Annotated in this window: 18 protein-coding genes; 15 read left to right on the top strand and 3 right to left on the bottom strand. The window is 43.3% G+C overall.

What is annotated here, in order from left to right:
- The first annotated feature begins 111 nt into the window (after positions 1–111).
- The 7 genes from carB (at position 112) to PQG45_RS10205 (ending at position 9,468) form a co-directional block, all read left to right on the top strand.
- Entirely contained in the window at positions 112–2,943 is a 2,832-nt protein-coding gene (gene carB / locus PQG45_RS10235; RefSeq protein ID WP_316070817.1) for a carbamoyl-phosphate synthase large subunit, read from the top strand.
- A gap of 6 nt (positions 2,944–2,949) precedes the next feature.
- A complete protein-coding gene (locus tag PQG45_RS10230) occupies positions 2,950–3,198 on the top strand; it encodes a hypothetical protein (protein ID WP_315576878.1) in 249 nt (82 codons plus the stop codon).
- A gap of 2 nt (positions 3,199–3,200) precedes the next feature.
- A complete protein-coding gene (locus tag PQG45_RS10225; RefSeq protein ID WP_316070816.1) occupies positions 3,201–3,497 on the top strand; it encodes a hypothetical protein in 297 nt (98 codons plus the stop codon).
- A gap of 74 nt (positions 3,498–3,571) precedes the next feature.
- Positions 3,572–3,826, top strand: a complete 255-nt coding sequence (locus tag PQG45_RS10220; protein WP_316070815.1) for a hypothetical protein — start codon at positions 3,572–3,574, stop codon at positions 3,824–3,826.
- A 6-nt stretch (positions 3,827–3,832) separates the two neighbouring features.
- A complete protein-coding gene (locus tag PQG45_RS10215) occupies positions 3,833–4,936 on the top strand; it encodes an efflux RND transporter periplasmic adaptor subunit (RefSeq protein ID WP_316070814.1) in 1,104 nt (367 codons plus the stop codon).
- A gap of 1 nt (position 4,937) precedes the next feature.
- The gene (locus PQG45_RS10210) at positions 4,938–8,057 is read left to right on the top strand and encodes an efflux RND transporter permease subunit (protein WP_316070813.1); all 3,120 of its coding nucleotides are present in this window, start codon (positions 4,938–4,940) and stop codon (positions 8,055–8,057) included.
- The gene (locus PQG45_RS10205) at positions 8,047–9,468 is read left to right on the top strand and encodes a TolC family protein (RefSeq protein WP_316070812.1); all 1,422 of its coding nucleotides are present in this window, start codon (positions 8,047–8,049) and stop codon (positions 9,466–9,468) included. Before PQG45_RS10210 ends, PQG45_RS10205 begins: the two co-directional genes overlap by 11 nt.
- On the opposite strand, the gene purN is transcribed toward PQG45_RS10205, so the two are convergent.
- On the bottom strand, positions 9,451–10,023 hold the full coding sequence (gene purN / locus PQG45_RS10200; protein ID WP_316070811.1) for a phosphoribosylglycinamide formyltransferase: 573 nt from the start codon (positions 10,021–10,023) through the stop codon (positions 9,451–9,453). The genes PQG45_RS10205 and purN overlap by 18 nt on opposite strands.
- An 89-nt stretch (positions 10,024–10,112) precedes the next feature.
- Between purN and bshA the strand changes: the two genes are divergently transcribed.
- The gene (bshA, locus tag PQG45_RS10195) at positions 10,113–11,276 is read left to right on the top strand and encodes an N-acetyl-alpha-D-glucosaminyl L-malate synthase BshA (RefSeq protein ID WP_315576891.1); all 1,164 of its coding nucleotides are present in this window, start codon (positions 10,113–10,115) and stop codon (positions 11,274–11,276) included.
- Here bshA and folK read toward each other — a convergent pair.
- Entirely contained in the window at positions 11,260–11,745 is a 486-nt protein-coding gene (gene folK / locus PQG45_RS10190) for a 2-amino-4-hydroxy-6-hydroxymethyldihydropteridine diphosphokinase (RefSeq protein WP_316070810.1), read from the bottom strand. The two genes, bshA and folK, sit on opposite strands and share 17 nt — an antisense overlap.
- A 45-nt stretch (positions 11,746–11,790) precedes the next feature.
- On the opposite strand from folK, the gene PQG45_RS10185 reads away from it, so the two are divergent.
- Positions 11,791–12,351: a YqgE/AlgH family protein gene (locus PQG45_RS10185; RefSeq protein WP_316070809.1), complete on the top strand. Its 561-nt coding sequence runs from the start codon at positions 11,791–11,793 to the stop codon at positions 12,349–12,351.
- A gap of 52 nt (positions 12,352–12,403) precedes the next feature.
- On the opposite strand, the gene recG is transcribed toward PQG45_RS10185, so the two are convergent.
- A complete protein-coding gene (gene recG / locus PQG45_RS10180; protein WP_316070808.1) occupies positions 12,404–14,503 on the bottom strand; it encodes an ATP-dependent DNA helicase RecG in 2,100 nt (699 codons plus the stop codon).
- 65 nt (positions 14,504–14,568) lie between these two features.
- On the opposite strand from recG, the gene PQG45_RS10175 reads away from it, so the two are divergent.
- From PQG45_RS10175 to PQG45_RS10150, 6 genes are read left to right on the top strand one after another with little or no spacing between them, the layout of a single operon-like run.
- Entirely contained in the window at positions 14,569–15,249 is a 681-nt protein-coding gene (locus PQG45_RS10175) for a T9SS type B sorting domain-containing protein (protein WP_315576899.1), read from the top strand.
- The gene (locus tag PQG45_RS10170) at positions 15,250–15,762 is read left to right on the top strand and encodes an NADH-quinone oxidoreductase subunit B (RefSeq protein WP_315576901.1); all 513 of its coding nucleotides are present in this window, start codon (positions 15,250–15,252) and stop codon (positions 15,760–15,762) included.
- A 4-nt stretch (positions 15,763–15,766) separates the two neighbouring features.
- Complete coding sequence (locus PQG45_RS10165; RefSeq protein WP_315576903.1) at positions 15,767–16,246, top strand: NADH-quinone oxidoreductase subunit C; 480 nt, start codon at positions 15,767–15,769, stop codon at positions 16,244–16,246.
- Entirely contained in the window at positions 16,243–17,118 is an 876-nt protein-coding gene (locus PQG45_RS10160; protein ID WP_316070807.1) for a glycosyltransferase family 2 protein, read from the top strand. The genes PQG45_RS10165 and PQG45_RS10160 overlap by 4 nt, the downstream gene beginning before the upstream one ends.
- Positions 17,119–18,156 (top strand): glycosyltransferase family 4 protein, encoded by a 1,038-nt coding sequence (locus tag PQG45_RS10155; protein ID WP_315576908.1) that lies wholly within the window; start codon positions 17,119–17,121, stop codon positions 18,154–18,156. It begins immediately after the preceding gene.
- Positions 18,157–18,200: 44 nt separating this feature from the next.
- Positions 18,201–20,030 carry an ABC transporter ATP-binding protein gene (locus PQG45_RS10150; RefSeq protein WP_315576910.1) on the top strand — a complete coding sequence of 610 codons (1,830 nt, stop codon included), beginning with the start codon at positions 18,201–18,203 and terminating at the stop codon, positions 20,028–20,030.
- The last annotated feature ends 80 nt before the right edge of the window (positions 20,031–20,110 follow it).

Raw genomic sequence — 20,110 nt, 5'->3', positions numbered from 1 at the left:
TTCACAAACGCTTCACTTTTCGGGCGTAAAACCCTAATTTTGTACAATTTTTGAGCCTAGTGTTAAGGTCTCACAATTTGCTAATCAATACTCTTAAAATTATACCATCTCGTGCCTAAAGATTCGTCGATTAAATCTGTCCTAATTATTGGTTCTGGTCCTATTGTCATTGGTCAAGCCTGTGAATTTGATTATTCTGGTTCTCAAGCCGCACGATCATTACGTGAAGAAGGCATTGAAGTAATCTTGATTAACTCAAATCCGGCAACCATCATGACGGATCCGATGAATGCGGATCATGTGTACTTGAAACCCTTAGAGAAGGCTTCGATCATTCATATTTTAGAAAATCACAAAATTGATGCGGTTTTGCCTACCATGGGTGGACAGACGGCCTTGAACTTGGCGATCGATTGTGATGCGGCAGGAATTTGGGAGAAATACGGGGTGCGGATTATTGGGGTGGATATTGCAGCAATCGAAACGACGGAAGATCGTGAGAAGTTCCGTTTGAAGATGTTGGAAATTGGTGTTGGGGTGTGTAAAGGCCGTACGGCTCGTTCATTCCTGGAAGGAAAAGAGATTGCACAAGAGACGGGATTCCCTTTGGTTATTCGTCCATCATTTACCTTGGGTGGTACGGGTGGAGGTTTTGTGCATGATCCCAAAGATTTTGATGCAGCTTTAAATAAAGGTTTGCACGCTTCACCAACCCATGAGGTTTTGGTTGAACAATCCATCATGGGTTGGAAAGAATATGAATTAGAGTTGTTGCGTGACAATTTAGGTAACGTGATTATCATCTGTTCGATTGAGAACTTCGATCCGATGGGTATTCACACGGGAGATTCCATTACAGTGGCTCCAGCGATGACATTGCCGGATACTATTTACCAGCGCATGCGTGACATGGCGATCAACATGATGAATGCGATCGGTCAATTTGCAGGAGGTTGTAACGTACAATTCTCATTAAATCCGGACACGGATGAGATTATTGCGATTGAAATTAACCCACGTGTTTCACGTTCATCAGCACTAGCTTCGAAAGCGACGGGTTATCCAATCGCGAAGATTGCCGCAAAAATGGCGATCGGTTACAATTTAGATGAATTAACCAATGCGATTACGGGGACAACTTCCGCTTATTTTGAGCCGGCTTTGGACTATGTGATTGTGAAGGTCCCACGTTGGAACTTCGATAAATTTAAAGGTTCTGATCGTACCCTTGGACTTCAAATGAAGTCGGTAGGTGAGACGATGGGTATCGGTCGGAACTTCCAAGAGGCCTTGCAAAAAGCGTGTCAATCCTTAGAGATTAAGCGTAACGGTATGGGCGCGGATGGCAAGGAATTGCGTGATCAAGATGCGATTATGCACTCGTTGGCGAATCCTTCTTGGAATCGTTTGTTCCATATCTACGATGCCTTTAAGATGGGCATTTCGTTCAAGACGATCCAACAAGCAACGAAAATCGATAAGTGGTTCTTGAATCAAATCGAGGATTTAGTGCGTGTGGAGCGTGAAGTTGAAAAGTATACGATTTCAAATATACCAAAGGAATTATTGGAAGAAGCAAAACACAAAGGTTTTGCGGACCGCCAAATTGCACATACGTTACGTTGCCTTGAATCAGAGGTTTATGACATGCGTAATTCCATGGGAATCAATCGTATTTACAAATGTGTCGATACGTGTGCGGCGGAATTTGAAGCAAAGACACCTTATTATTATTCGACTTTTGGTCAAGTAGGAACAGATGTCTTGGATAATGAGTCACAAGTTACGCCAAAGAAAAAAGTGGTTGTATTGGGTTCAGGTCCTAACCGGATTGGTCAAGGTATTGAATTTGATTATTCGTGCGTGCATGGTGTTTTGGCAGCGAAAGAGGCAGGATACGAGACAATCATGATCAACTCAAATCCAGAGACGGTGTCTACCGACTTTGATATTGCCGATAAATTATACTTTGAGCCTGTATTCTGGGAGCATGTGTATGACATTATCCAGCATGAGAAACCGGAAGGTGTGATTGTTCAGTTGGGTGGTCAAACAGCCTTGAAATTAGCTGAGAAATTATCGAAATACGGTATCAAGATTATCGGAACTTCGTATGAGGCGTTGGATTTAGCAGAAGATCGTGGGGCATTCTCAAGCTTATTGAAAGATTTAGGAATTCCTTATCCGAAGTTTGGGGTTTGTGAAGATGCGGATAATGCTGTGGCCTTAGGTCGCGAGTTGGGGTATCCTTTGTTGGTTCGTCCTTCTTATGTATTAGGTGGTCAGTCGATGAAGATTGTTATCAATGAGCAAGAGTTAGAGCAACATGTCGTAGATATTTTACGCGATATTCCGGGTAACAAGATCTTATTGGATCATTTCTTGGAGAATGCGATTGAAGCGGAGGCGGATGCGATTTGCGATGGCGAAGACGTGTACATCATCGGTATGATGGAGCACATTGAGCCAGCAGGAATTCACTCAGGTGATTCTCACTCGGTATTACCTCCATTTGATTTGTCGGACAACGTCATCAAGCAAATCGAAGATCATACGCGCAAGATTGCGGTAGCATTGAAAACGAAAGGTTTGTTGAATATTCAGTTTGCCGTGAAAGATGAGGTAGTTTACATCATCGAAGCGAATCCGCGTGCATCTCGTACGGTTCCGTTTATTTGTAAGGCATACCAAGAGCCGTATGTGAATTATGCGACGAAGGTGATGTTGGGAGACAAGAAGGTGAAAGACTTTAATTTCCAACCGGTTAAGAAAGGATACGCGATTAAAATTCCGGTGTTTTCTTTCAGTAAATTCCCGAATGTGAATATGGAATTAGGACCGGAGATGAAGTCAACGGGTGAAGCGATTTACTTCATTGATGATTTGAAGGACGATTTCTTCCGCAAGGTTTATGGAGAGCGAAACTTATATTTAAGTCGTTAAAAGACTATGTTAAAAGTACTAGGCTTAATTTTTCTGTTTTATTACATTATTTGGCCCTTAATCAAGTTTTTGATGAAGGGGTATGTCATCACGCAGGTGCACAGAAAGATGTCAGAACAAGATATTCGCAATCAACAAAAATCAAATCCTCGTAAAGAGGGTACGATTGATGTGGATTATGTGCCACCAAAACAAAAAGCGAAGTCAGATAGTTTAGAGGGGGATTATGTCCCTTATGAAGAGGTTAAGGAATAGGTATGTTGAAAGGAATTGTTGTTTATTTCTTGTTTTTATTTTGTTTGTTAACGAAAGATGGCATTTCGTTAGCGCTTGATGTCATACGAGAAAAGGGTAACATTGCCTGTGAGATGAATTTGGAAGATTCCTTCGAAGAAGATAGTTTAGATGATATTTTTGCCAGTGAAGATTTTGGTTTAGCCTTAAATCAAAACTCTCAAGACGGATTTATTGATAAATCCATTGATGATCAGTATCAGAAATCCGTGTTAAATGTGCTCCTAGAGCAGGTGAGTCCCCCACCCCGCATCGCATAATACGCGTGCCTTATTGAAACAAAATCAGAATAATTTCTTGTAACGTGTGCTTTTATAGCATACAAATGAACGGTATGAAAATATACGCATATGCGTCTGTATTTATCTGTATGGTTTTTAATGGATTGGCTCAGGGGAAGCACTATAAAAACCAGATAAATAGGACATTAAAAGAGAACATAGTGATTGAAAAACGGGTGGAAATCAAAGAAACGAAACCTAGTAATCAAACCCCGAAGTACCAAGTTAATAAACCCAATATAGAATGGGTCGATACATTTAAAACGCAAACCCCTTCCTATAAACAACACGGAGGAAGGCCAAACTAAGTAGCTATGAAAAAATACCTATTCGGACTATTGCTTTTGTCCGCCTGTACGGCAAAAAAAGAAGAAGCTTTGGAAATTCAAACCTTGGAGGTTTCTTCCCCGATCTCATTAGATACCACGATTCGTCAGGAATTTGTTGCTGATATTCATGCCGTGCAAAATGTAGAGATTCGCGCACGGGTCAAAGGCTATTTAGATCGCATTTTGGTCGACGAAGGTAAGCGGGTGAATAAAGGCCAGATTATGTTTACGATCAATAGTCAAGAATATGTAGCTGATTTAGCCCGTGCGAAGGCCGTGTTAAGTCAAGCTACTGCGGAATTAAAAGCAGAGGAGTTAACCTTGGTGAATACTCGCTTGCTGGTGGATAAAAATGTCATTTCTAAAAATCAATTGGCTATTTCCTTAGCCAAAGTAGATGGCTTAAAAGCAAAAAGAGAGGAGGCGCTCGCGCATGTACTGACTGCTGAGCTCAAAGTTGATCATTCCAATATTCGTGCTCCCTTTGATGGGGTGGTTGACCGACTGCCATTTAAACGCGGTAGTTTGGTGGATGAGGGAACTTTGCTGACTACACTCTCTGATAATGCGAGTGTATTTGCATATTTCAATGTTTCCGAACAGGAATATCTGGCCTTTAGTATGAAAGGAGGGGTGAATAAAGCAGCCGCGGTAGATTTGCTTTTGGCAAATGGAGAGACCTATTCCGAAAAAGGAATTGTGGAAACAATCGAAGGTGAGTTTGATAAAAATACGGGGAATATTGCCTTCCGTGCCCGTTTCGCTAATCCGAATAAATTGCTTCGCCATGGAGCCTCAGGGAAAGTTCAATTGCCTAAAAAGGTCTCAGGATATTGGGCGATACCTCAAAAATCGGTCTTTGAAATTCAAGAGAAAAGCTATGTTTTTGTCAAAGACGCAGCTGGCATGGTCAAAATGAAGAGCATCATTCCAGATTTGCGCATTCCTCATTTTTACCTTGTTAAGTCAGGATTTTCTGCGAAAGATACGGTGTTAATTGAAGGGATTCAGCTGGTGAAACAGGGCCAAAAAATCAAGTCGACTTTCAAGCCGATGCGTCAATTATTAACTGATTATAAAGCACTGTAACATGGTCCAACAATTTATAACCCGACCGGTATTATCGATCGTTGTATCGATTTTTATCGTGATTTTAGGGGTGATTGCCATGAAGCAATTGCCCATTACGCAATTTCCAGATATTGTTCCCCCTGCGGTAACCGTTACGACTAAGTATACGGGTGCAAACGCGGAGGTGTGTGCCAAAGCTGTGGTTACTCCTTTAGAGCGTGCGATCAATGGCGTGGCTGGCATGACCTACATGACCTCAGTTTCCGGTAACGACGGAACAAGTATTATTCAGGTATATTTTGAGGTGGGAACCGATCCCGATGTCGCGGCGGTCAACGTCCAAACGCGTGTTCAAACAGTACTGGATGAATTACCCGAGGAGGTAATTAAAGCCGGGGTAATTACAGAGAAAGAGGTAAATAGTATGTTATTGTACGTGAATCTATTGAGTGAGGATTCCGACATCGACGAGAAGTTTATCTACAATTTTGCGGATATCAACGTGCTTCCGGAATTGAAGCGAATTGATGGGGTCGGTTTTGCCGATATTATGGGTCAAAGAGAATACGCCATGCGTATTTGGCTACATCCAGATCGTTTGTTTGCCTACAAGCTTTCAGCAGATGATGTTATTCAAGCCCTACGTAATCAAAACGTGGAGGCAGCGCCCGGTAAAATTGGGGAAAGTTCAGGAAAACATCCGCAGGCTTTGCAATACGTCATGCGCTACACAGGTAAGTTTACGCAGGTGGCGGAATATGAAAACTTAGTGATTAAGGCAACTGAGACAGGTCAAATATTGCGCCTAAAAGATTTGGCCGAAGTGGAGTTTGGGTCCTTGGATTATGATGTGCTTTCGAAAGAAAATGGCCGACCTTCTGCTGCGATTCTATTAAAGCAACGTCCCGGTTCTAATGCGGCTGAGGTTATTGACAACGTGAAAAAACGGTTGGCTGAATTGAAAACGACAACCTTCCCCCCAGGCATGGGGTTCACGATTTCGTATGACGTTTCCCGTTTCTTGGATGCATCGATTCACGAAGTAATCAAGACCTTGCTCGAGGCGTTTTTACTCGTGGCTTTGGTTGTTTTTATCTTCTTGCAAGATTGGCGGGCGACGCTTGTTCCGATTATCGCGGTACCCGTTTCGCTCGTAGGAACGTTTACATTCATGTTGGCTTTTGGTTTTTCCATCAACTTGTTGACCCTATTTTCTTTGGTACTAGCCATCGGAATTGTTGTCGATAATGCCATTGTCGTTGTCGAGGCTGTTCATGCCAAAATGGAAGAAAAAGACATGCCTGTTCTTGCTGCTACCCAAGAGGCAATGCATGAGATTTCTGGAGCGATTTTAGCGATTACCTTGGTGATGGGAGCGGTGTTTGTACCGGTAGCCTTTCTTTCTGGTCCGATCGGGGTATTCTTCCGCCAGTTCTCTGTAACGATGGCGATATCCATTGCATTATCCGGATTGACAGCATTGACCTTGACACCAGCGCTCTGTGTGTTATTGTTGAAAAAGCCAGAGCACAATCAAAAGAATTGGCTGGGTAAATTCTTTCATGCCTTTAATCACCGCTATGATCAAATCGCGCAAAAGTATTTGGTTTGGGTAGGGGCTTTGATTAGTAAGCGAATATTGATGTGGTTGATTTTGCTGGGCTCGGTCGTGGGAACGGTAGTTTTATCTGGTATCGTGCCGAGTGGATTTATTCCATCGGAGGATCAAGGGACTCTATATGTAAACGCAACGACTCCGGCCGGTGCAACTTTAGAGCGCACGGAAGGTGTCATGGATCAGGTATTCAAATCCATTAAGGGTGTAGATGCGATTGAATCCTTTTCTACGTTGGCCGGTTTTAGTTTATTAACCGATGGTTCAGGGGCTTCTTATGGAACCGGGATTATCACGCTGAAACCGTGGGAAGAACGCAAGGAGACGGTCGATGAATTAACGGAAATCATTCGTTCGAAAACGAATGGGATTAAGGATGCGAGTATTCAGTTTTTCCCGCCGCCGGCGGTTCCAGGTTTTGGAAATGCCTCTGGTTTTGAATTTAGAATTCAAGATCGGAGTGGTTCAGGGGACTTACAGAAGTTGGCAGCCGTTTCCAATGAATTCGCAAAGAAATTAAACGAAACGCCAGCGATTCAAAATACCTTTTCGAGTTTTGACCCGAGTTTCCCGCAGTATATGTTGGAAGTAGATCAAGAAGCTGCTGCTCAAAAAGGCGTGAATGTTCTTCCGGCCATGGATAACTTACAAACGTTGTTGGGTAGTTTTTATGCAACGAACTTCATTCGTTTTGGTCAAATGTACAAAGTGATGGTGCAAGTGGATCCACGTTACCGCGCGCATCCAGACGATGTGTTGAAGTTTTATGCTAAAAACAAAGCAGGTGAAATGGTACCGTATTCATCTTTCGTGAAAATGAAACGAGTTTATGGTCCTGAGCAATTTACGCGCTACAATATGTTTACGTCGGCCATGGTAAATGGCGAGCCGGCACCGGGCTTCTCTTCGGGGGCTGTATTGGACATTATTCGGGTGGAGGCGTCGAAAAGTTTGCCTAGAGGTTACACGCTGGAGTGGTCAGGGATGACGCGAGAGGAAGATTTGGCGGGGAATCAAGCTATCTTCATTTTTGCCATCTGTCTTTTGTTTGTGTATTTATTACTCGCGGCGCAATATGAATCCTTCCTGTTGCCATTCCCGGTATTGTTATTTCTACCATTGGGAGCGATGGGGACTTATGCGTTCTTGTACCTATTTGGTCTACAAAACAACATTTATGCGCAAGTAGCGCTCGTGATGTTGATCGGTTTATTAGGTAAGAATGCGATTTTGATTGTCGAGTTTGCGATCGCAAAACAGAAAGAAGGGGCATCGATTATCGAGGCTGCCAAAGAAGGAGCCTTCTCTCGTTTACGTCCAATTTTGATGACGTCATTCGCCTTTGTCGCGGGCTTAATCCCACTGATGATTGCCTCGGGTGCTGGTGCAATTGGAAACCGGACAATTGGTACTGCCTCAGCCGGCGGGATGATTTTAGGGACAGTAGGAGGTTTATTAGTAATTCCGGGATTGTATGTTGTCTTTGCAACGCTCTCGGCTAAATGGTCAACAAATGAGAAATAGATTTTGGTTAATCATATTTGGCTTTGGATTTTTTTCCTGCCAATCCAACTTAAGCGTTCAGAAGCGTGTCGATGCGGATTTAGAAAGCTATCGCATCGTGAATGATCAAACTTCCGTTTCGGATGTTCAGGCTTGTTGGCGCCGCGACAGTTTACTCGTGCAGCTAATTGATTCTGTATTAGTGCGAAGCAACGACATTAAGATTGGCTTTCTGGACTTGGCTATGTCGCGTGCAGATTTTACGTTTCAGCGAGGTTTGCGTAAGCCAATCGTTTCCGGCATCATTCAGCCGAGTCTCAAACGATTCGGTAAGTATACCATGGATGGCGTAGGTAATTATGACACGCAATTTTCAACAAACATTACAAAGGACCAGATAATTCCCGAAAATTTACCGGATCTACAGATTGGAATTCAGTCAAGTTGGGAATGGGATATTTGGGGGAAATTAGCGAAACGAAAAAAGGCGAGTGCTTTACGGTATTTAGCGACGGAGTCTGGCCAGCAGTGGTTGATTACTTCGTTGGTTTCGGAGGTTGCGAGTGCCTACGGTCAATTGATTTCCTTGGATCAGGAATTGGAGATTTTAAAAACGAATATTTCGATTCAACGGAAAGCCTTTGAGCTAGTTCAAGTTCAAAAAGAAGCCGGGGCCGTGAACGAGTCGGCGGTCCAACAATTAGAAGCACAGTTGTTGAATTCCCGTGCGCAGGAGGGCGATGTCCTTCAACAAATAACGGTATTGGAGAATCAGATTCGTTATTATTTAAATAAGCCTGGAGCCAAAATTAAACGGACTCCATTCCCTTTTCAATGCACGTTGGATAGTACTTTGTTTGCGCATGTGCAGATTGATCAGTTGGAGAGACGGCCTGATATCCGACAAGCAAAATTAAATTTGTCGGCCGCATTTGAATCGAAAGAAAGTGCCAAATTAGCCCTAAAGCCGTCTGTTGTGTTGTCGGGTATTTTAGGCGTTCAAGGATTTCAGCCGGCGTATCTATTTCAATTGCCGGCATCGATGGCCTATCAATTGCTGGGAGGGGTGACCGCACCGTGGTTAAATCGGTCTGCGATAACTGCTGATATTTTACGTTCGGATGCACAATGGAAGTCACAAGATTTGGCCTATCAAAACGCCTTGATCAAAGGATATTTAGAATGGGATACCGAGGTTAAATCGTTGGGATATTTGCAAAGACAGAATCAATTAAAGGAGCGCGAAGTATTGCTGACGAAAGGAGCTATCAATACGGTTGGGACATTGTTTTTAACTGCAAATGCCAATTACTTGGAGGTTTTGACAGCGCAGCAAAATGCGTTGCGTTCTGAATTAGAACTACTTGAGATTTCTCGAAAACGATGGACGCATGCGATCCAATTGTATCGCGTATTAGGTGGTGGCTGGTAAAACAAGCGATTCGATGACCTTTGGGAAGTCGCGGTGTTCCAATACCTGCCCTTTTTTAGCTACATCTTCCGGAGTATCACTCGGTAACACGGGGAATGAACTCTGGAAGATGATGGCTCCTTCGTCATAATGTTCATTCACGTAATGAATGGTGATGCCGGATTCTTTTTCGCCTGCTTCGACAACAGCTTCGTGGACAAAATGCCCATACATGCCTTTTCCGCCAAATTTAGGCAGCAATGCAGGATGTAGGTTTATAATGCGTTGCGGATAGGCTTGTACATATTCCGACGGGACTAACCACAAAAAGCCTGCTAAAATAATCCAGTCGGTTTGCAGGGATTGGATTTTACGCAAGACGGTTCCGTTTTTATATTCTTCACGCGAGAAGATGCTACAAGGAATTTGCAATCTTGCCGCTCTTTCGATCACACCTGCCGTGGGATTATTACAAAAAATATGGGTAATTGTTACCTGATCGGATTGCTTGAAATGTTCGATGATTTTCTCGGCGTTTGAGCCAGAGCCAGAGGCAAAAATGACAATGTTCTTCACAGGAGCTTATTTTATTTTTGCAAATTTAGGGCTTATTCAGGAACCTTTCGGGATTTGTCGTAGTTTTGTTTGCGTTTGAATCTTCAAATATGAAAATAGGAATCATTTGTTACCCAACCTATGGCGGCAGTGGTGTCGTTGCAACTGAATTAGGCAAAGCCTTAGCGTCAGTTGGACATCAGGTGCATTTTATTACCTATACCCAACCCCCTCGTTTGGATTTTTTCAGTGAAAATATCTTCTATCACGAGGTATCAGTGGCTTCCTATCCCTTATTTGAATATTTGCCCTATGAATCGGCATTAGCCAGCAAAATGGTGGATGTGACGGTAAATGAAAAATTGGATTTGATTCACGTACATTATGCGATTCCACACGCTTCGGCGGCCTATTTAGCGAAGCAAATCTTGAAATACAAGGGCATTCACGTGCCCGTAATTACGACCCTACACGGAACGGATATTACCTTGGTGGGGCGTGACCCTTCTTTTGAGCCGGTTGTTACCTTCTCGATCAATGAGTCAGACGGCGTCACAGCGGTTTCTGAAAGTTTGCGGGATGATACCTATTCGTCTTTTGAGATTTTAAGCAATATTGAGGTAATCCCGAATTTCATCGATTTGGAGCGTTTTCAAAAGCAACCCAAAGAGCACTTTAAATTAGCGATTTGTCCAAACGGCGAAAAGCTTTTGATGCATACTTCGAATTTTCGCAAAGTAAAACGCATCGAGGATATTATTCAGGTATTTGCCAAAGTGCAAAAACAAGTTCCATCCAAACTTTTACTCGTAGGTGATGGCCCTGAACGTTCAGGTATTGAAGCTTTATGCCGTGATTTAGGCGTAGCATCGGATGTTCGTTTCTTGGGCAAATTGGATACCATAGAGGAGGCGCTTTCTCTTGCTGATTTATTCTTCTTGACTTCTGAAAAAGAGAGTTTTGGTTTAGCCGCTTTAGAAGCGATGGCCTGTGAAGTTCCGGTTATTTCATCGGACGCTGGAGGTATTCCGGAAGTGAATATCCATGGCGTAACGGGTTATGTTAGCAAAATTGGGGACATCGATGATATGGTTGCGAATACAGTCAAAATTCTGACCGACGAGACTTTGCACCTGCAAATGAGGGCAAATGCCTTGGCGCGTGCAAAAGACTTTTCTCTAGAAAAAATCTTGCCGATGTACGAGCGCTACTACGAGAAGATCGTAGGTCAAAGCTGGCGCTTCCCAACCCAGAAATTTACGGATTCAGAATAAGTGACACAGCCGTTTCGTCTGTCGTTTCTTCCAATAATTCAATCATGGATTTATTGAATACCGGGTGCTTGAAGTTTCCTGCAATTTCCTCCATCGGAATTAAAACGAACTTCCGATCTTGTATGCGCGGATGAGGAACTTGTAAATCAGTCGTTTGAATGATTTGTTGGTCAATGAATAATATATCCAAATCCAATGTTCGTGGTCCCCACGTGATTGTTCGCTCCCTGCCCAAAGCCTTTTCTATCGCTTGAATTTCGGTTAAAATCGTATGTGGATTCAGCGTTGTTTCGACTAAAATAACCTGATTCGTAAAGTCGGCTTGATCTTGCAATCCCCATGCTGCCGTACGGTATAGGCTGGATTGTTGGAGGATGACCCCAACTTTATTTTCAATCATCGGATAACAAGCTTCAAATATTTCCTGAGTATTTCCTAGATTGCCTCCTAAAGAGAGGAAAACGTGCATAGTTCTTGCGTTTATATTCTCAGCAAACTTACAAATTTCTTTTTTATGCCTAGCCCATCTGACTTGAAACCAGGTGTTTTACTGATTTCCGAGCCTTTTTTGGAAGACCCTTCCTTTAAACGTGCGGTGATTCTTTTATGTGAACATACGCGTTCGCATTCGTTTGGCTTGGTGCTCACACAACCCCAAGAAGTGATTTTAGACTCCATCATGGATGCCAAAGTCATGGGGGAAATTCCCTTATTTGCCGGTGGTCCAGTTGATCCTACGATATTACAATTTATTCATCGGCGCCCAGATCTCATTCAAGGGGGGCAAGAAATTAGCCCAGGTCTGTTTTGGGCTGGTGATTTCGAACAAGTGATTGAGGCTGTCGTCGATGGGACGATTTCTTTTCAAGAGATTAAGTTTTTTATTGGCTATTCGGGGTGGTCGGCGGGCCAACTGGACCGCGAATTAAAGTCGAACGCGTGGATGGTTTCTCAAGCGCGCATAGAAGATGTATTTGAAGAGGAGCCTGGAAAATTGTGGCGCAATGTACTTTATCAGAAAGGTGGTAATTTTCGCGTTTTATCAACTTATCCCGACGATCCCAACTTAAATTAAATTTCTCCCGTGTACCTTTGGCAAACCTTGGAGGATTGCCAAAGGTAAGGTGCTAACTAATTCGTGCCCAGTTTGTGGTCTCTTTTCGTTGCTGCATTACTTGTTCGCGAATCATTAAATGGCGGTCAAAAGCTAAATGCGGATCCTCTTCTAAAATCTTGATCGCCGTTTCTCGCGCAACTTTTAAAATCTCACCATCCTTCGCCAAGTCCGCAATCATTAAATCAATTGCCCCGCTTTGACGCGTTCCTGTAATATCGCCGGGTCCTCGTAATTGTAAGTCGACTTCAGCAATCTCGAAGCCATTATTGGTACGAACCATCGTTTCAATTCGCTTCTTTGTATCGGCACTTAATTTATAATCCGTCATCAAAATACAATAACTCTGTTCTGCTCCCCGACCAACCCGGCCGCGCAACTGATGTAATTGCGATAAGCCAAAACGCTCCGCACTTTCGATAATCATGATTGACGCATTAGGGACATTCACCCCAACCTCAATCACGGTTGTCGCCACCATGATTTTGGTTTCATGTTTGACAAAGCGCGCCATTTCGATATCCTTATCCGCGGGTTTCATCTTTCCATGCAAAATGCCCAACGGAACTTCCGGAAAGGCTCGTGAAATACTTTCATAGCCATCCATCAAATCCTTGAAATCCATTTTTTCAGATTCCTCAATCAGCGGATAAACAATGTAGACTTGTCGGCCCTTCGCTAATTCATGTTCAATAAAGGCAAACACTTGCAGTCGGTGACTGTCATAGCGATGTGTCGTCTGAATCGGTTTACGTCCTACAGGTAATTCGTCGATGACTGAAACATCTAAATCTCCATAGAGCGTCATGGCTAATGTACGCGGAATGGGTGTCGCGGTCATAACCAAAACGTGTGGATGAATATGTTTATTCTTATCCCAAAGTTTGGCTCGTTGCGCTACGCCAAAACGATGTTGCTCGTCAATGACGCATAATCCCAAGTTGTGAAACTGGACAACATCCTCGAAAATCGCATGAGTCCCCACCAATATTTTTAGTTCACCAGAAGCTAAATCTGCGAGTAAACCGACTCGGTCTTTTTTCTTGACAGATCCGGTCAGCTTCGCGATGGTGATGCCAAGTACATCGGCAAATTTCTTCAAACCCTGGTAATGTTGGTCTGCCAAAATTTCGGTTGGCGCCATGATGCAGGCTTGCGCGCCATTATCGATGGAAAGCAACATGGAAATAAAGGCAACGATGGTTTTTCCTGAACCTACATCTCCTTGTAACAGGCGGTTCATTTGTTTGCCCGACTTCATATCTTGAAAGATTTCTCGGATCACTTTTTTCTGTGCACCCGTTAAATCAAAAGGCATATGGTCCTGGTAAAAGGTCGTTAATAATGCAGCTGATGCGAATACCTGACCTGGAAACTGTTCTTTTCGAACGAGATTCTGCTTAATGAGGCGTAATTGATTGTAGAATAATTCCTCAAATTTCAGTCGGCGCCTAGCCTGATGTAACCAATTTTCACTTTGTGGGTGGTGGATGTGGTAAAGCGCTTCTTGTTTGGAAACCAAGCGAAACTGTTGGATGATTTCCATGGGCAAGGTCTCGCGAATATGGGAGAAAGCAGACCCGAGTAAGGTCCGCTGTAATCCTGCGATTACTTTGCTATCGATGTATTTTTTACGCAGTCTTTCTGTGAGTGGATAGACCGGTTGGTAAAATTTATCGGTATGATTAGCCCCTTTAAACACCTCCATTTCCGGATGCGTCATTTGCATCTGACCGTTAAAGGAAGTTGGCTTACCATAAAATAAATAATCAACCCCGGTGACTAGTGATTTTTCGAGCCATTTGACTCCTTGAAACCAAACAAGTTCGATGCATCCGCTCTCGTCACAGCATTCGGCGACGATTCGTTGTTTGGATCCATTGCCCAGTTTTTCTTTGTAGCGAATGCGACCAATGAACTGCGCATGCTCCATTTGGTCCGTTATTTCGGCGATTCGATGAATCTGTGTTCGATCTTCGTAGCGAAAGGGGTAATATTGAATTAGGTCGCCAAACGTGAATAGGCCCAGCTCTGTTTGGAGTAAACTGAGACGGGTGGGAGTCATGCCGCGTAATTGCGAAAGATCCGTATCGAAAAAATGGCCTACCGACATTGAACAAATTTTTTGTGAATTTAGGTATATTTACAAAACGGTTAAAGCGTATCTTAAAATCCTTTATGTCGATTTCTACTTTTTATCATAAAATCACGTATTCTTTATTCTTTCTGGGAATATCGTATGCATTATCGGCACAGGCGGTTCCAACAAATCCATGTAAAGATGTTTGGGTCGCGACAGATTCCAAGATTTTGATGTTCTCTCCGGAACCAGGCGAAATCATTAAGCCTATTCTGGTTCCCGTGAATGGGTCGTTGAGTCCTTTGATTGAGTGGACTTGGACACCCGCTTTGGGCATGGTTGATAAAAATGGAAATGATGGCTCGCGTCTTTTGCAGCCCTATTTTGATATTCAAAAATTAGGAGATTTGGGTGGAAATGCCTTCAAGACCTCTTTTATTATTAAAGGTAAGGCCCCGAGTCTAGGTTGTAATGTCTTTGCCTCGATCGATGTAATCATTCTGGCTCGAGTAAAACCTTACGATGCGATAACACCCAATGGAGATGATTTAAATGATTACTGGGCCATTGATAATATTTCATCCTATCCGGAGGCAACTATCACGGTCATTGATCGCTGGGGTACGCCGGTGTTCGAAGGGAAGGGGGAAACCTATGAAGAAAGACCTTTTCGTGGAAAATTAGACAGTAAATTATTGCCTACGGGTGTTTACATGTACCGAATTAAACCTAATGCGGATTATCCGGATGTGGTCGGTTCGTTAACCATCATACGCTAAATGAAGAGTTTACTAGACCAAGAATTTCAGGAAGAGGGATTTGTCATTACGAAAGTAGAGGACCTGTTGAACTGGGCGCGTGCGAGCTCTTTATGGCCGATGAGCTTTGGATTAGCTTGTTGTGCCATTGAAATGATGCAAACTTTTGCCGCAGGCTATGATTTGGATCGTTTTGGCGTGTTTCCACGGCCTTCCCCTCGTCAGTCCGATGTGATGATTGTCGCTGGAACGGTAACCTTCAAGATGGCGGATCGTATTCGTCGGCTATATGAACAAATGCCCGAACCTCGTTATGTGATTTCCATGGGTTCTTGCGCGAATTGCGGTGGGCCCTATTGGGAACACGGCTACCATGTTGTAAAAGGCGTAGATCGGATTATTCCTGTCGACGTTTACGTGCCCGGTTGTCCGCCTAGACCCGAAGCACTCATTGGGGGCATTTTGAAATTACAAGAGAAAATTAATCGGGAAACCTTGGTCGTTCCTCAACGCATTTTAGACGCCATATCGTAACATCATGGATTTGCTAGAAATCAAAGCATTACTCGAAAATGAGCTGAAACGATCGGTTGAGCTGAATGAAAAATCAGGCCAACTAACCTTACATACCCAAGACCTTGTTGCTGTCTGTGATTTCCTTTGGCGGAATCCGACTACCTATTTTGATTCGTTATCCTGTGTAACGGCGATTGACTTGGGTGTTGATTCAGGCCAAATGGAAGTAATCTATACACTCTACTCGATTCCTTTTCATGTGACTTTGCACTTGCGGGTTGTCCTAGATCGTGAAAAACCAGAGGTGCCTAGTTTATCGGGTATTTGGAAAACCGCCGACTGGCATGAACGCGAGGCATTTGATTTTTTTGGCATTCAATTCATTGGACATCCAAATTTGACACGGATCTTATTACCCGCTGATTGGGAAGGCCATCCTTTGCGAAAGGATTATGTGGAGCAAGAGCGTTACCATGGAATTAAAGTCAAGTACGAAGGATGAAAGTAGCCGGATTTACTTTTATTCGAAATGCGGTGCAGAATGACTATCCTATCGTGGAAGCCATTACGTCCATTTTGCCTATTTGCGATGAATTTGTGGTCGCTGTGGGGAATTCGGATGACGGAACGCTCGAATTAATTCAAGGGATTCCTTCGGAAAAAATCCGAATCATTGAAACGGTCTGGGATGAATCAGCCCGAGAAGGGGGGCGCGTATTTGCTTTAGAAACGGATAAGGCCTATCAAGCGATTTCGCCGGACACGGATTGGGCATTTTATATTCAAGGAGATGAATGTGTCCATGAAAAAGATTTGCCCGTCATTTTACAGGCGATGCAAAACAATGCAAACGACCCCAACGTAGAAGGATTACTTTTCCATTACAAACATTTTTACGGTTCGTATAATTTCATTGCGGATTCACGTCGCTGGTACCGTAGAGAAATACGCGTGGTTAAATTTGACAAAGATGTACATTCGTATAAAGATGCGCAGGGTTTTCGAAAAGCAGGTCAAAAGATACATGCAAAGTTAATTGATGCTTCGATTTATCATTATGGATGGGTCAAACCTCCCACTGGGCTCAATAATAAGGTTCGGAATTTCCATCAGTTTTACCATGATGATGCGTGGCTTGACCGACATATGCCGGAAAATTTCACATTTGATTTAGGTAATGCAGAACGGTTGACTCGCTTTGAGGGAACGCATCCGCAAGTCGCCCAAAAACGAATTGAATCCATGCAATGGCCTTTTCAATTTGATCCTGTCGCATTGCGTAAACGTATGAGTTTACGACGCAAAATCTTGCAGCAGATTGAAGATTGGACAGGATGGCGAATTGGTGAGTATTGTAACTATAAAATGATTTAGGTGAAGGTTCCTGTTTTTTTTGATGCCGAACGCTTGAAATACCCGAACACGGGTTTATATCATTTTTGCCTCCAACTGGGACAAGCTATTTCGAAACGTTGTCATATTCGTTTTTTTTCGCCCAACGATGTGCTTAGTCCACGTATATCAATACATTTTTGGAATAAATGGTGGTTAAAACCTGTGAGTGGCCCATTCATTTGGCATGCCACACACCAGGATACCGAATATTTTCCCACCAATTCACAGGCGACTATCGTACTGACCATTCAGGATTTAAATTACCTGCATGACGCCCGGAAATCGGAGGCAAAAAAGCAGCGATTTAGAGATCAGTTACAAGCGAAAATTAATCGTGCCGATTACCTCGTATTTATTTCGGAATACACACAACGTGATGTGCAGGCGAATTTTGTATTGGGCGATACACCCCAAGAAGTTATACCCAATGGCTGTAATTGGTCTACAATATCAACGGACGTATCTTATCCTGCGCTTGCTGCTGGTCGACCTTATTTATTTACGATTGGAACGATTGCAGAGAAAAAGAATTTTCACGTCTTGCCTCGCTTGTTGGTCGGAAATGATCGCTTGTTAATCATCGCGGGGATAACCCAGCAAGCACATTATTTGGAGCAAATCAAGCAGGAAGCGAATGATCTGGGTGTTTTGGATCGTGTCATTTTTGCGGGAGCGGTCAGCGAGGAAGATAAAATGGCTTTGTATGTGCACTGTGAAGCTTTCGTGTTTCCTTCTTTGGCAGAAGGTTTTGGCTTACCCGTTGTGGAGGCGATGCACCTTGGGAAACCCGTATTTTTGTCGCAATTTACTTCCCTGCCTGAAGTGGGTGGTCCGGATGCCTATTATTTCACCGACTTTGATGGGGCTTCCATGCGGGATACCTTGGTGAATGGCTTAAATGATTATCAGGAACATGATAAAAAACAGTCGATTCAGGAATGGTCCAAACGATTTGACTGGTCGGTGGCTGCCGCGAGCTATGTTGATGTGTATACCAAACTCGCTGAACGTAAGTAAATGTGAAAATTGTCGTAATTTGCCTCAAATTTTGAAATAATCCGTTGAAGACCTATATCCGTTTATTGACCTATGCTAATTCTATCCGCAAATATGTATTTCCATATTTCGGGTTCTCACTGCTAGGTAGTCTATTTGGGATTTTAAATTTCACCTTGTTGATTCCTTTGTTGAATGTTTTATTCAATCAAGCATCAGCAAATCAAGCGGCAATGTTTCGTCATTTGCCTGCGTTTTCAGTTACACCAAGTTACTTTTCCTTCGTATTCAATCATTATTTTTATGGGGCTTTGGAGTCCTATGGTCGTTTGGGTGCTTTACAATATGCATGCGGGGCGATTATCATCTCGGTTTTGTTAGCCAATATTTTCCGGTATTTTTCGCAACGTATTTTGAAAACGGTGGAGGCTGATACGATTGCCTCGTTGCGTCAGGCCGTATTTGAACGTGCTATACGTATGGATTTGAGTTATTTCTCAGAACAAAAGAAAGGCAATTTGATGTCGCGCTTAACGACGGACGTTCAAGAAGTTGAAAATAGTATCGGTCGAGCTTTCACGGCGACCTTTAAAGAAATATTCACCTTGATTATGTTCTTCGTTTTCCTTGCGAGCATGTCGGTGAAATTAACCCTGTTTTCGCTTATTATTTTGCCATTATCTGGTGGTGTAATTGCGCTCATCACGCGCCGTTTACGTCGCGCGGCTGGAGAAGTGCAACAGCATTTGAGTGGAATTATTAGTTTGTTGGATGAGACATTTGGTGCGATGCGCGTTGTGAAAGCATTTCGAGCGGAACCCGTTATGGATGCCCGCTTTCAAGAAACCAATTTGCGTTACCGCCATTCCTTATTGCGTATGGTTTTTCGGCAGGAATTGACTTCCCCGGTTTCGGAGAGTTTGGGTGTTTTGGTGGTGACAGGTATATTGATGTATGGCGGTATTTTAGTGATTGCAGGAGACAATGAATTAAGTGCTTCGACCTTCATCGCCTTTATCGCAACATTTTCACAAGTAATGCGCCCTGCCAAAGTAATCGCAGATGCTTTTTCCGGCATTCAAAGAGGGGTGGCTTCGGCAGATCGGATCATTGAAATTTTGGATACGGTTTCGGAGATTCAGGTAGAAGAACCTGTGCAGGCTGTGAGCGAATTTAAAGCTAACATTAGGTTTGATGCCGTGGGTTTTGAATATGTACCCGGGCGTCCTGTTTTGAAATCCGTAAGTTTTGAAATTCCCAAAGGAAAGACCATTGCGCTGGTGGGGGCATCAGGTGGGGGCAAATCAACATTAGCTGATTTACTACCGCGTTTTTATGATGCCACGTCCGGTCAAATCACGGTTGACGGTGTGCCTTTGAAGCAAATTCCCTTGGAAGATTTACGTGCTTTGATGGGGATTGTAACGCAGGAATCGGTGTTGTTTAACGATACGATTTACAATAACATAGCTTTTGGTACAGTTGCTAGTTTGGAAGCAGTCATTGAGGCGGCCAAAATTGCGAATGCGCACGAATTTATTGAGGCAAGCGCGGATGGGTATCAAACGGTGATTGGCGATCGAGGTTCTAAGTTATCGGGAGGGCAGCGCCAACGAATTTCTATTGCTCGTGCGGTATTGAAAAATCCACCTATTTTGATTTTAGATGAAGCCACGAGTGCGCTTGACAACGAATCGGAGAAAATGGTACAGGCGGCGCTGACCAATTTAATGAAGAATCGAACGGTTTTGGTGATAGCACATCGCTTGAGTACCATTCAACATGCTGACCAAATTTTAGTTGTGGATAAGGGGGAGATCGTTGAGCGGGGTACTCATACCGAATTATTAACGAATTCCAAAGGCTTCTATGCGAAGTTAAGCAAACAATATTAAGCGTGCTTTTTCATAAGTTTATTAGCAATTCAGCGTTCAAATAGCTAATTTGCGCCCGAATTCAACTTTAGTATTTATAT

The organism is Aquirufa regiilacus (assembly GCF_032470275.1).
GTDB lineage: Bacteria > Bacteroidota > Bacteroidia > Cytophagales > Spirosomataceae > Aquirufa > Aquirufa regiilacus.
The sequence above is the reverse complement of the archived record's forward strand: the minus strand, read 5'-3'. Positions and strand labels throughout refer to the sequence as shown.

Coding starts and splice junctions, on each gene's coding strand:
- PQG45_RS10215 (WP_316070814.1), top strand. CDS start 3,833: ATGAAAAAATACCTATTCGGACTATTGCTTTTGTCCGCCTGTACGGCA.
- PQG45_RS10210 (WP_316070813.1), top strand. CDS start 4,938: ATGGTCCAACAATTTATAACCCGACCGGTATTATCGATCGTTGTATCG.
- PQG45_RS10175 (WP_315576899.1), top strand. CDS start 14,569: ATGTCGATTTCTACTTTTTATCATAAAATCACGTATTCTTTATTCTTT.
- bshA (WP_315576891.1), top strand. CDS start 10,113: ATGAAAATAGGAATCATTTGTTACCCAACCTATGGCGGCAGTGGTGTC.
- recG (WP_316070808.1), bottom strand. CDS start 14,503: ATGTCGGTAGGCCATTTTTTCGATACGGATCTTTCGCAATTACGCGGC.
- PQG45_RS10170 (WP_315576901.1), top strand. CDS start 15,250: ATGAAGAGTTTACTAGACCAAGAATTTCAGGAAGAGGGATTTGTCATT.
- PQG45_RS10160 (WP_316070807.1), top strand. CDS start 16,243: ATGAAAGTAGCCGGATTTACTTTTATTCGAAATGCGGTGCAGAATGAC.
- PQG45_RS10205 (WP_316070812.1), top strand. CDS start 8,047: ATGAGAAATAGATTTTGGTTAATCATATTTGGCTTTGGATTTTTTTCC.
- PQG45_RS10230 (WP_315576878.1), top strand. CDS start 2,950: ATGTTAAAAGTACTAGGCTTAATTTTTCTGTTTTATTACATTATTTGG.
- PQG45_RS10225 (WP_316070816.1), top strand. CDS start 3,201: ATGTTGAAAGGAATTGTTGTTTATTTCTTGTTTTTATTTTGTTTGTTA.
- PQG45_RS10185 (WP_316070809.1), top strand. CDS start 11,791: ATGCCTAGCCCATCTGACTTGAAACCAGGTGTTTTACTGATTTCCGAG.
- folK (WP_316070810.1), bottom strand. CDS start 11,745: ATGCACGTTTTCCTCTCTTTAGGAGGCAATCTAGGAAATACTCAGGAA.
- PQG45_RS10165 (WP_315576903.1), top strand. CDS start 15,767: ATGGATTTGCTAGAAATCAAAGCATTACTCGAAAATGAGCTGAAACGA.
- PQG45_RS10220 (WP_316070815.1), top strand. CDS start 3,572: ATGAAAATATACGCATATGCGTCTGTATTTATCTGTATGGTTTTTAAT.